Origin of the sequence: Halomarinibacterium sedimenti, assembly GCF_019312585.1 — a bacterium.
Lineage (GTDB): Bacteria > Bacteroidota > Bacteroidia > Flavobacteriales > Flavobacteriaceae > Halomarinibacterium > Halomarinibacterium sedimenti.
This window is the reverse complement of record NZ_JAHWDP010000005.1, coordinates 127,724-140,758: the sequence shown is the minus strand read 5'-3', so window position 1 is coordinate 140,758 and position 13,035 is coordinate 127,724. Positions and strand designations below refer to the sequence as shown.

Below are 13,035 nucleotides of genomic sequence, written 5' to 3'. Positions count from 1 at the left end.
TATCTTTAAGGAAAATTTATTTCTATGATACGGTTCCTTTCGTTAATAGCGGTTGTAGCTTTAATTTCTTGCGACTCTTCAACTGAAAAAAATTCAAAACAATTAGAAGAAAAATACCCGCATGACTTTATGTTTATGCAGCGGGCTTATCCTACTGGGCAAATTAAAACTGAAGCATACAAAGAAGCGATTCAGTGGAAAAAACAACAAACCCGAAATGCAGGTGGGATTTGGGAGTTTGTAGGACCCACTAATATTGGTGGGCGAGTAACCGATATTGAGATTCCAATCGATCAACCACAAACTTATTATGTAGGTGCTGCCTCAGGGGGAATTTTTAAAACTACCGATGCAGGTGCTACTTGGAACCCCATATTTGATGATCAAGAGATGTTATCGATTGGTGATATTGAAATCTCAAAAAATAATGCCGATTTAATTTGGGTAGGAACAGGGGAAGTAAACGCTGGGGGAGGTTCACTCGCTTATGATGGTGATGGAATATATAAAAGTGAAGATGGAGGTACTACTTGGGAAGTAAAAGGATTGCCAGATATTGGAAGTATTAGTAAAATTGCATTGGATCCCAATGACGACAACACCATTTTTGTAGGAGGCATGGGACCCTTGTTTAGAAATGATACCAACCGTGGTGTGTACCGCTCTACCGATGGGGGAGATACTTGGGAGCAAAAACTTTTTGTAAGTGATTCCACAGGAATCATTGATATGGTAATTCACCCAAGTAATGGTGATATTGTGTATGCCGCTAGTTGGGAACGTATCCGTCGTCCTCAATACCGTCAATATGGTGGAGAAACTTCTCGAATTTATAGAAGTACAGACGGAGGTGAAAACTGGACTGAATTAACTAACGGACTTCCTTCGGGCCCTTCAGATAAAGGGAGAATAAGTATTGCTATTTCACAATCCAATCCTAGTGTTTTATATGCAAGATATACCGATGCGATTGGTAGCATTCAAGGAGTGTATAGAACAGCAGATGGAGGAGATAGTTGGACAACTATGAATGCTGCACCCTTAAATAATGTGGGATTTCACTGGTGGTTTCGTGGTATTGTGGTTGACCCAATAGATGAAAACATTATCTATAATGTAGATTTTGTGGTTCAAAAGTCGTTAGATGGAGGAGCCACTTGGAGTGATACATTTGACAATGTACACGTAGATCAACATGCTTTAGCATTTAATACAAGTGTTCCTGGAGAGGTATTATTAGGAAATGATGGAGGCTTTTATAAAAGCGCCAATGATGGGGACTCTTGGGTAAAAGATGAAACTTTGCCCATTACTCAATTCTATAGAATTTATCCTGAAAATGATGATAGAATTTATGGAGGTGCTCAAGATAATAGTACGATGCGTACCTTAACTGGAAGTTCCAATGATTGGGAAATTATTTACGGAGGTGATGGTTTTCAACCCTTGGTGGATCCAAATGACAGCAATATAATTTATGCACTTTCGCAATATGGAAATATAGGAAAATCTATTAACGGAGGAGCTTCATTTTTTGGAGCGACCAATGGTATTTCTGGGGGAGATAGAAAAAACTGGGATACGCCAATTATTTTCGACCCTCAAGATTCACAAATTTTATATACTGGAACACAGCGTGTTTATAAAACTACCAATGGTGCTGGAAACTGGACCGCCATTAGCCCAGATTTAACTAATGGTGCTGGAGGGGGTAACCTTAATTTTGGGACAATCATTTCAATTGATGTATCCTCGCAAGACTCAAATTTAATTTATGTAGGAACAGATGATGGAAATGTTTGGCGTACGGATGATGGTGGAACTAATTGGATAAATCTTTCTTCAAGTTTGCCAGATAGATGGGTAACAAAAGTAGAATCCATGCCAGATTTTGGTAATGTTGACGAAGTTTTTGTATCCTTTTCTGGATATCGATATGGAGAAGATTTAGGTCATGTTTTCTACAGTAATGATCGTGGTAATACTTGGCAAGATATAACTACAAACTTACCGGATATACCTGTAAATGATCTTGAATTTGGCGGTTCTTTTGTAACAGGATTATACCTAGCAACAGATATTGGGGTTTATTTTTCTTCATTTCCAGGAAATGATTGGTTTCAGTGGGGTGATGATTTGCCTTCTGTTCCAGTTACAGATATTAGCTTTGAAAATGGAAACCAAAAATTTGGTTCTTATTTATATGCTGGCACTTATGGTCGATCTATTTATAAATCTTTTGTAGGAGAGGCTGGAATTGAAGATTTTTCAGCAAATAATGTATCGTTATTCCCTAACCCAGCTTTAGAACATGTAACGATTCAATCAAAATTCAGTATAGATGGAGTAGTGACTATTTATAACCAGTTAGGTAGAAAAGTGCTTTCTGAAACAATTTCAGGAACAGAAAAAACACTTACTTTGTCCAATTTACCTGCTGGGCTGTACTTTGTTACTATTTCTTCAGAAAATAGAAAGGTAACCAAAAAACTCATAGTAAAATAACGTAGTTCGTTATGAACTATCAAGAAACACTGGATTGGCTTTTTGCACAACTACCCATGTATCAACGGGTAGGGCAAGCTGCATATAAAGCTAATTTAGATAACACATTACTTCTTTCAGACTACCTAAAGCATCCCGAAAAGGCCTTTAAAAGCATTCATGTGGCAGGAACGAACGGCAAAGGATCTACGAGTCATATGCTGGCTTCGGTGTTGCAAGAGGCAGGTTATAAAGTTGGATTGTACACCTCACCTCATTTAAAAGATTTTAGAGAGCGAATTAAGATAGATGGGAAGGAGATTCCCAAACAAAAGGTTACATCTTTTATTAAGAAACATAAGCGATTTTTTGAAGAACATCAATTATCTTTTTTTGAAATGACGGTTGGATTGGCTTTTGAATTTTTCAGAAAAGAAAAGGTGGATATTGCTGTCGTTGAGGTAGGTATGGGAGGTAGGCTGGATAGTACCAATATTATTACCCCAGAAGTTTCGGTGATTACCAATATAGGATGGGATCATACACAATTTTTGGGTGACACTTTAGCAAAAATTGCCGCTGAAAAAGCGGGAATTATTAAACCAAATATCCCAGTTGTTGTTGGGGAAACGCTACCTGAAACAAAGCCAGTGTTTGAAGAAATTGCTTTAAAGAATACTGCTGAAATAGTGTTTGCTGAAAATGAAAGTTTTGATTTCTATCCTTCAGACTTAATAGGGAGCTATCAAAAAATGAATCAGAAAACGGTTTTAACAGCTTTGAAAATGTTGAAGCAAAAAGGATGGAAATTTTCAGAAAGGGATTTAAAAAAAGGGTTAAAACATGTTGTTGAGAATACAGGATTACTGGGGAGATGGCAAATCCTTCAAGAATCTCCAAAAGTTATTTGTGATACGGCGCATAATAAAGAAGGATTAATGCTTACGATGAAGCAATTAGCTTCTGAAAATTATAATAATTTACACATTGTTTTAGGTGTCGTAAGCGATAAGGATTTAAGCAAAGTATTGCCCTTGTTTCCAAAAAATGCGACTTATTATTTTTGTGAACCTAAAATCCCTAGAGCAATGTCTGTAGTTCAGCTTCAAAGAGAAGCAAACGCTTTCAATTTAATTGGAGAGCCATTTTTAAGTGTTAAGAGTGCCTATCAAAGTGCTCTAAAAAATGCTGAAAAAGAGGACGTTGTGTATGTGGGTGGAAGTACGTTTGTTGTGGCAGAAGTTTTATAGTTTTTTTTGAAATAATTGTTTGTGAGAAATAAAAACTAACTTATATTTGCACCCGCAACTGTTAGGGCGCTTAGCTCAGTTGGTTCAGAGCACCTCGTTTACACCGAGGGGGTCGGGGGTTCGAATCCCTCAGCGCCCACAAAAGGTTTCCATATTTGGAAACCTTTTTTTATGGAACTTGATTTTGGGTTTTGTTTTTTTGTACTTTGGAAGTTCAAAAATTGGGTCATTAACTCAGTTGGTTCAGAGTGTCACGTCGACAACGTGGAAGTCACTGGTTCGAATCCAGTATGACCCACATTAAGTACAATCCCAAAGCGTTAGCATTGGGATTTTTTATTTTAGGAAGGAATGTTTATATACAACTTCCATAAAATAAAAAACATACTGCCGCGCAGCTGCAGGGATTGTATTTACAGGAGCGAGTTTTCTCTGGATCACAAAGTAATCCAGTATGACCCACAAAAAAAGCCGCTTTAAAGCGGCTTTTTCTTTAAGTGTTAATTTATTAATCAACTGCATCTTCTATTTCATCTCCCACATCATCCACAGCGTCTTCAATTTTCTCACCTGTGGTTTTTTCTCTACAGCTTGTAAAAGCTGTTGCGGTAAATGTTAATAGTAAGAATGCAAAAATGAGCTTTTTCATAATAGTTTATTTTGTGGTTAATATTCCTCTTAATAATGATAATATAAATAATACAAGAAATATGTAAAAGAGAATTTTAGCAATTCCTGCGGCTCCTGCTGCGATACCTCCAAATCCGAAGATACCTGCAATAATAGCAATGATAATAAATGTGATGGTCCAACGTAACATAGTAGTGTAGTTTTAATAGTTAGTACTTAATTTTCTCTTATCAACATACATGATGCACTTTAAAAAAATAAGGATATTAACTATATTTAACTACTGATGCATATTATTACGTATAAATTATGTTAAAATACTGAAAAAAAGTTAAAATATTTAATCTTTAGTTGATGCAATTATAATACATCAACGACTCTTTCTAGAGCCATTCCACGAGATCCTTTTATTAGAATAAAACTGTTTTTTAAAGGAAAATGCGCGAGATATTTTTTGAAATCTTCAAAAGATTCAAATTTTTGAATTTGGGTAGAAGTAACGGTTGTTTCATAAAAGTTTTTACCTACAAGAAACACTTTTCCAATGATGTTATTTTCTAGATAAGTAACAATGTGCTGATGCTCTTTTGGTGCTTCCGCACCTAATTCGAACATATCTCCTAAGATGAGCACTTTGTTTATTCCTTCAGAATTTTTAAAGTTATTTATAGCAGCCATCATGCTGGTGGGATTGGCATTATAGGCGTCCAAAATGACTTGATGTCCGTTTTTATCAATAACTTGAGATCGATTCATTTGGGGAGTATAGGCCTCCAGCGCTTTTTTGATACTTTCTTTTGGGACGTCAAAATAATGTCCAATGGCAATGGCTGCGGCTATATTTGAAAAATTATAGGCGCCGATTAATTGGGTTTGAATTTCCATTCCCTGAAAGCTCACTTTCAGCTTTTGTGAAGCCTCTAATAATTTTATTTGGTAGGAGGAATCACCACCGTTAAAAACAATGCGGTCTATTTTTTCGGATAACTCTAACTGTTTTTTGTCATCGCCGTTAATAAAGACTTGTTTGTTGGTTTTTTCTAGATAGCGATATAATTCGGTTTTGCCCTTTATAACACCTTCCAAACTCCCAAAACCTTCGAGATGTGCTTTGCCGAAATTAGTAATGTAGCCATAGTCTGGAGCAGCTATTTTTGAAAGTGATTCAATTTCACCTAAGTGATTAGCACCCATTTCTACGATTCCAATTTCAGTTTCAGAATTCATTGAAAGTAGTGTGAGTGGGACTCCAATGTGGTTGTTGAGATTTCCCTTTGTAGCACCACAATTATATTTTTCTGAAAGAACTGCGTGAATTAATTCCTTTGTGGTTGTTTTTCCATTACTACCTGTAAGTGAAATAATAGGTAGTTTCAAATAATTACGATGGTAATTTGCTAATTCCTGAAGTGCTTGCAATACATCTTTACAGAGCCAAGTAGATTTTTGTTGATATTTTTCTTCATCAATTACAGCAATTAGTGCTCCTTTTTGGAGTGCATCTTTGGCAAAGGTATTGCCGTTGAAGTTTTCTCCTTTTAATGCAAAAAAAATACAATTAGGTGTTAGTTCTCGTGTGTCTGTACAAACGGTATTCCCTTTTAAAAATAGTTGGTGAAGCGATGCAATATCCAATATTGAAACCTTTTATTTTTCAAAAATAAAGATAATAAAAAACCCTCCTAATCTGCGATGGGAGGGTTTCAATTTTATTATATACTTGGTTATTTATGTCTTGGGCGTTTTCCTTTTTGGGATTTAGAACCAACACGAGACATAGCACATCTAAATCCTATGTAATCTGTTGCCATATCCTGTGGGAAATAACGTCTTTGTGCAGGATCTAACCAGTAATCACGATCTCTCCAAGATCCACCTTTGTAAACACGAACCTCGTTATTAATTAATGATGTTCTTTTTGAAGATCTATCATATTCTCTTTCTAATTCGCCAATACTATCTGCATATACTTGATGTTTTGGAGAATTGTACATGCGTTTTGCATCATCAATATTTCCATCTTCCTCAGCACCAAAAGCCTGATAGTATCTTGTTGACTTTCGATCACCATCACGATAGTCGCGGTTGTCACTATCAGAGAAGTTTGTTCTTAAATAGGTTTCGTTTTCGTCAACTGGAACTTGAGCAATTTCTCCAGGAAGTGCTCTTGCTACAATTTTACCATTACTTAATGTATCATATTGAATAGAGTCTGCAGTAACAATTTTTACTTTACCATCTTTATCAATAGCGTTTTTAGTATAGACATTACCACGGTAGTAATTAAAATCATTAAACTCATCATCAACTATAGGGCGGTACACGTCAGCAACCCATTCTGCCACATTTCCGGCCATATCATAAAGACCGAAGTCATTAGGCTCGTATGATTTTACTTCGGCAGTAATATCTGCTCCGTCATCACTCCATCCTGCAATTCCACCATAATCTCCATCTCCTTGCTTGAAGTTAGCCAATTGGTCACCACGAGTTCTTCTTTTACTTGAACGAGTATATTGACCATCCCAAGGGTATTTCTTTTTTCCTCGGTAAACGTTATAATTTCTTAATCCAACAAGACCAAGTGCGGCATATTCCCATTCGGCTTCAGTAGGTAATCTATATCCTGGTAATAAAAGACCATCTTTACGTTGTACATATAAGTTAGTACTGTCTTTACTTCTTTTGGCCAGTGATTGAGAGCGCTTACCTCCTCTTGTAATAGAGTCATTTCCTCCATAAGCTTGCGTTGGAGCGTTTAGGTAGGTTTCTGTGCTGAATGATTCGCCAGGTTCAATTTCATATCTTGCATTACGGCTAGTAATTCCTTCTTCTTCAAGAATAAGTTCATTAACACGGTCTGTTCTCCATTTGCTAAACTCTACAGCCTGTACCCAGCTAACTCCTACAACAGGGTAATTTGCATAGGCAGGGTGACGAAGATAGTTATTGGTCATAACTTCGTTATAACCTAAACGGTTTCTCCAAACTAAAGTATCTGGAACAGCCCCATTATATATATTGCGATAATTTTCGTCAGATGGTGGGAAAACATTCTTGATCCAGTCTAGATACTCTAGGTACATTAAATTTGTAACCTCAGTTTCATCCATATAGAAAGATTGAACGTGCTGCTGATTGGGGCTATTATTCCAATCGTGCATAGGATCGTCCTGAACTCTTCCCATTGTGAATGTTCCACCTTCAACAAAAACAAGTCCTGGACCTGTTTCTTGCTCTTTTGCTTTAGGGTTATACTGGAAACCGCCTTCTTTAGCGTTCATTTTCCAACCTGTTGCACGGGAACTGTTTTTGTAGTCTCTAGATTTGCTACAGCTTACTAACAAAGACGTAGAAGCTATAACAACAAATAGCTTTAGTAATAGGTTTTTCTTAACGTTCATAGTTTCAAAAAATGAAAAAATTGGGTTCGCAATATACTAATTAACGGTTAAAGCACAATAATATTTTATTTTTTTACAATGCAAAGCCATAAGCTCCGTATCGACCAATGGAATAACGCATTGTTACTTAAAATATTATTTTTCCGTTCATTTTTAATAAAAACAAATGTAAAAAGTACATACTAAGTGTATCTTTGCCTCGTTATTGCTATGATGAAAAGAACTGTTCTTCTCCTAATCTTATTATTGGTTTCATATTCTTTTTTTGGGCAATCCAAAGATGTAGTTATTTATTGGAATCCGCCAAGTAAAGCGAATATCATTAAAGAGACCGATGCCATCAAGAGAGATCGATTACTGTCTTCAATTAATCTTGAACTAGATGGTAATACTATTCTTTTTCAGAAAAAGTGGCTAGATAAAGGATTTGCAAATAGTGCTTCTGCGATAATCTCAAATATAAAATGGAGCAATCCCTCTTCAGACGAATTAAGTAAAATAAATAAGGATAAAATACCCACAAGTTTGCAGTATACGTTGGAGAGCTCAAAAGCTAGAGAACTTATTTATACCAATATTGCAATTTCACCAATTGTTAACATAAATGGGCAATTTCGAAAAATACTTTCATTTACAGTAAATTATAGTTATGGAAGAGCTCCACAGTCTAATGCCAGAATGGTTATAACCAATTCTGTTTTGGCGACAGGCAACTGGTATCGTTTTAAAATTGATAAAACTGGAGTATATAAGGTGGATAAAAATTTCCTGAATAGCCTTGGAATGAATACAGACGAGATAAATCCTCAAAATTTAAAAATATACGGACATGGGGGCAAGCCACTTCCACTTCAAAACGACCAAAATACCATTTTCGATTTACCAGAAAATGCCATACAAGTAATAGGAGAAGAAGATGGTAGTTTTGATGGAGGGGATTATATTTTATTCTATGGTATTGGTAATTTTGGCTATGATGAAGAAAATGACACCAACCTAAACCCCTACAGTGATGAAACATATTATTTCGTTACTGTAGGTGAAACACCTGGATTGAGAGTTCAAGATATGATAGAGCCTACAGGTTCTGTTACTACCTCTTTAACTACTTTTAATGACCTACAGTATTTTGAAGAAGATGACTTTAGCCCTGCAAAAGTAGGAAGACAATGGTTTGGTAATCGTTTCGATATTGAAAATGAACAGACCTTTGAATTTACTTTTCCAAATATAGTATCTGGGTCCGAAATGAGTATTAAAGTAAGAGCAGCGGCAGCCTCGGAAGTGCCCACAAGCATGGCAGTTTCTGTAAATAGTACTAGTTTAAATCCATTAGCTTTTGGCCCTATTAATGACCCTTTACTTCTTTCATTAAATCAGCTTAGTACTACAGTAAATGCATCTGGAGAAACTGTTACTGTTGACTTATCTTATAACAATTCTGGAAATCCAGCAAGCATTGGCTATTTGGACTATATTACCATAAATGCAATTAGAAATTTAAAAGGCCTCGGAGGGCAATTAACTTTTAGAAATGACGAAGTTGTTAATCTTTCTGGAGTTGGTGAATATCAAATTACAAATGCTAATGAGTTTTCACAAGTCTGGGACGTAACTAATCCTCAAATTATTTCTTCAAAACAAAATGAAGGAAATGCGTCTACCTTTACTTTTAAATCAATCTTAGGTGAATTAAGGGAATATGTTGCAATCAATCCTAACGATTATTTTACTCCAACCAAAGGAGCTGTTTCACAAATTGCTAATCAGAATATTAAAGGATCAATTTTTAAAGAAACCTCTGGAAGTTTTAAGGATGTAGATTATTTGATTATTGTACCTCCTGTGTTAATTCAACCTGCACTTCGATTAGCAAATCATCATAAAAGCACAACGGGTCTAAATACAAAAGTAGTTACCACTGATAAAATTTATAACGAGTTTGGTTCTGGTATACAAGATATTTCAGCAATCAGAAACTTTGTGCGATATGTTTACGAAAATGCTTCTTCAGAGGAAAAGCGAGTAAAATATCTATGTTTATTTGGAGATACATCCGTAGACATGAAAGATCGATTGCCTGGAAATAATAATATGATTCCTACATTTCATACTAAATCAAGTTTAAGTACTTTTTCCTCCTTTATGTCTGATGATTTCTTCGGAATGATGGATCCTAATGAAGGTATTTTGGATGATTTTCAAGGTGGAGGGCATGGATTAGATATTGCGGTGGGAAGGATTTTAGCCGATGAGGTAGCCTTAGCTAATACTTTAGTCGATAAAATTATAAACTATACATCCAAAGACTCGTATGGCAATTGGAGGAATAATTTTGTATTGGTATCTGATGATGTAGACGAACAATATGAATATGAAGCATTAGAAGTAACTCTAGATGCCATTGGGGATCAAATTACAGCAGAGAAACCCTATATTAATGTGCGTAAAATTCATACCGATGCATTTCAACAAGAAACTTCTGCAGGAGGAAATAGGTATCCCGAAGTAAATGAAGCTTTTGTAAATGGTATTGAAGTTGGGGCTCTGATTGTTAATTATTTTGGGCATGGTGGTGAAGATGGATTAGCGAAGGAATTTATTTTTACCCAGCAAACAGCCCAAAATTTACGTAATAAGGATAGATACACTTGTTTTGTAACCGTTACATGTGAATTCACAAAATTCGATAACCCCCAAAGGATAACTGCAGGGGAATTAGTTTTATGGAATAGAGAAGGGGGTTCTGTGGCTATGATAACAACGACAAGATCTATTTCTGTTTCTTTAGGGGTCGATTTTAACGTAGTCTTAGCTCAAGAATTATTTGGATTCGGATTAGAAGTCCCAGTTTCACCAGCAGAAGCCGTTAGGCTTTCTAAAAATGAACTTTCAAGTAATAATAAAAGAGTTATCTTTTATTTAGGAGATCCAGCGATGCCTTTAGCCTTTCCTAAACAAAGAGTCCGGATAACTTCACTTAATGATCAACCCATTGCTCAAGCGGTAGATACTTTAAAAGCTCTGAGCAAAGTGAAGTTTGCTGGAGAAGTTTTAGACCCAGGAGGTAATTTAATAAGTAATTACAATGGAGTGCTACAAGCAAAAGTTTTTGATAAAGATTTGCAACGACAAACGTTAGGAAACGATGGAATTAGAGATGAAGACACAAACGAACTTTTGATTTTGAATTTTAAAACCTTGGGCGAAATACTTTTTAATGGTCAAGCTACTGTTGAAAACGGAAAATTTGAATTTGAATTTGTTGTTCCAAGAGATATTCAAATACCTGTAGGTAATGGAAAAGTTAGTTTGTATTCAGATAGAAATGGAGTTAAGGAAGACCAAACAGGATTTAACTTGGATATTTTAGTCGGTGGACTAAATGAAAATGCTCCTTCAGATACTCAAGGACCCTATATTAACTTGTTTATGAATGACGAATCTTTTGTTTCAGGTGGAATTACAAACGACTCACCCATTCTTATCGCAAAATTGGAAGATGAAAATGGTATTAATACAGCAAGTGGAATAGGGCACGACCTTATTGCTATTTTGGATGGCGATGAAGAAAATCCATTTGTGATGAATGAATATTATCTAGCAGATGTAGATGATTATTCAAAGGGACAATCTAATTATAAATTTAGAGACTTGGAAGAGGGATTGCATACGCTCACAGTGAAAGCTTGGGATGTGTATAATAATTCGTCTACTGCCGAAATTCAATTTGTAGTAGCAGGTGATGACAAGTTGAAAATAGAAAGAGTATTAAACTATCCAAATCCATTTGTAAACTATACCGAATTTTGGTTTAACCACAATAGACCTTTTGAACCCCTTGAAGTTCAAGTCCAAGTATTTACTGTCACTGGAAAAGTGGTTTGGACACAAAATCAAATTGTAAATACCGATGGCTTTTTATCTCGTGAAATTATTTGGGATGGAAAAGATGATTTTGGAGATCGTATTGGAAAAGGGGTTTATGTGTACAAGCTTACAGTAAAATCTACACTTACTGGCAATAGAGTCGAAAAATTTGAAAAACTAGTTATCCTTTAAAAATTAAAATTATATTTGTTAAAATTTAGACCTCATGAAGAAAATTTTTGTTTTTATTTTATTTTGCTTACCCGTTTTAAATCTTCACGCTCAAGGAGGGAATGACCCAACAGCAGGACAGCGTGTTATAACAACTGCGGTACCTTTTGTATTAATAGCGGGCGATCCAAGATCGGCTGGTATGGGAGATATAGGAGTGGTAAGTTCTGCAGATGCATTTTCTCAACAATGGAATTCTGCTAAATATGCATTTGCAATTTCAAAGCAAGGGGTTGGGGTAACCTACACACCTTATTTAAGTAATTTGGTGAATGATATTTTTTTAGGAAACCTTACATATTATAATAGAATTAATGAAAGAAGTGCTGTGGGAGCAAGTCTTAGATATTTTAATGTTGGGGAGATCGAATTAAGAGAAACTGCAGATCAAGTTCCTTTAGTTGTAAAGCCTAACGAAATGCTATTTGATGTTTCTTATTCGCTTCGTTTAAGTGATAGAATGGCTATGGGAGTTACAGGGCGTTATATTCGTTCTAATCTGAAAATCCCAACCGCAGGAGGTGATATCGCAAACGCTGCGAGCACATTTGCTGTAGATGTATCTGGATATTATCAAAGTGAAGAAATTGCCTATAACGATTTTGACGGTCGTTGGAGAGCAGGTTTCAATATTTCCAATATTGGTCCAAAATTAAAATATGATGAGTCTGGACAAGAGAATAACTTGCCAACCAATCTTGCCGCTGGAGTTGGATTCGATTTTATTTTAGACGAATACAACAAAGTTGGTGTAAATACACAATTCAATAAATTATTAGTTCCAACACCTCAAGATTTTGATGGTGATGGAGATATTGATGCAGATGATGATCAAGAATACGAAAGTATTAGCTTTGTATCAGGTATTTTCAAATCATTTGGTGATGCACCAGACGGCTTTAGCGAAGAGTTAAAAGAGTTTACTTGGGCGCTTGGAGCAGAGTACTGGTATCAAGATGTGTTTGCTTTCCGTACAGGATATTTTAACGAAAGTGATGATAAAGGTTCTAGAAAGTTCCTTTCTTTAGGAGCTGGATTTAAATACACCGCAATTAACATCGATATTTCATACTTATTCTCTACTTCAAAAGTGAGAAGTCCGCTAGAAGGTACCCTTCGTTTTGGACTTACCTTTAACTTTGGAGACGAGTACGACGAATATTAGA

The 13,035-nt window shown here is 35.7% G+C and carries 8 protein-coding genes and 2 tRNA genes; 6 read left to right on the top strand and 4 right to left on the bottom strand.

Going from position 1 to position 13,035, the window contains the following annotated elements:
* Window positions 1-24 precede the first annotated feature (24 nt).
* The 4 genes from KXJ69_RS11805 (at window position 25) to KXJ69_RS11790 (ending at window position 4,032) form a co-directional block, all read left to right on the top strand.
* The gene (locus KXJ69_RS11805; protein ID WP_219053320.1) at window positions 25-2,505 is read left to right on the top strand and encodes a T9SS type A sorting domain-containing protein; all 2,481 of its coding nucleotides are present in this window, start codon (window positions 25-27) and stop codon (window positions 2,503-2,505) included.
* A gap of 11 nt (window positions 2,506-2,516) precedes the next feature.
* Window positions 2,517-3,734: a bifunctional folylpolyglutamate synthase/dihydrofolate synthase gene (locus KXJ69_RS11800; protein ID WP_219053319.1), complete on the top strand. Its 1,218-nt coding sequence runs from the start codon at window positions 2,517-2,519 to the stop codon at window positions 3,732-3,734.
* A 64-nt stretch (window positions 3,735-3,798) separates the two neighbouring features.
* Window positions 3,799-3,873: transfer RNA gene (locus tag KXJ69_RS11795), tRNA-Val, on the top strand.
* A gap of 84 nt (window positions 3,874-3,957) precedes the next feature.
* Window positions 3,958-4,032, top strand: a tRNA-Val gene (locus KXJ69_RS11790).
* A gap of 210 nt (window positions 4,033-4,242) precedes the next feature.
* On the opposite strand, the gene KXJ69_RS11785 is transcribed toward KXJ69_RS11790, so the two are convergent.
* From KXJ69_RS11785 to gldJ, 4 genes are all read right to left on the bottom strand, one after another.
* Complete coding sequence (locus KXJ69_RS11785; protein ID WP_219053318.1) at window positions 4,243-4,383, bottom strand: hypothetical protein; 141 nt, start codon at window positions 4,381-4,383, stop codon at window positions 4,243-4,245.
* Window positions 4,384-4,389: 6 nt separating this feature from the next.
* Window positions 4,390-4,554, bottom strand: coding sequence for a DUF1328 family protein (locus KXJ69_RS11780; protein WP_219053317.1), 165 nt, complete (start codon window positions 4,552-4,554; stop codon window positions 4,390-4,392).
* 170 nt (window positions 4,555-4,724) lie between these two features.
* On the bottom strand, window positions 4,725-5,999 hold the full coding sequence (locus KXJ69_RS11775; RefSeq protein WP_219053316.1) for a UDP-N-acetylmuramoyl-tripeptide--D-alanyl-D-alanine ligase: 1,275 nt from the start codon (window positions 5,997-5,999) through the stop codon (window positions 4,725-4,727).
* 89 nt (window positions 6,000-6,088) lie between these two features.
* Complete coding sequence (gene gldJ / locus KXJ69_RS11770) at window positions 6,089-7,768, bottom strand: gliding motility lipoprotein GldJ (RefSeq protein ID WP_219053315.1); 1,680 nt, start codon at window positions 7,766-7,768, stop codon at window positions 6,089-6,091.
* Between the two features lie 210 nt (window positions 7,769-7,978).
* Here gldJ and porU point away from each other — a divergent pair, with 210 nt between their 5' ends.
* Both porU and porV read left to right on the top strand, forming a co-directional pair.
* Window positions 7,979-11,830 (top strand): type IX secretion system sortase PorU, encoded by a 3,852-nt coding sequence (gene porU / locus KXJ69_RS11765; RefSeq protein WP_255571332.1) that lies wholly within the window; start codon window positions 7,979-7,981, stop codon window positions 11,828-11,830.
* Window positions 11,831-11,864: 34 nt separating this feature from the next.
* Window positions 11,865-13,034, top strand: coding sequence for a type IX secretion system outer membrane channel protein PorV (gene porV, locus KXJ69_RS11760; RefSeq protein ID WP_219053314.1), 1,170 nt, complete (start codon window positions 11,865-11,867; stop codon window positions 13,032-13,034).
* Window position 13,035 lies beyond the last annotated feature (1 nt).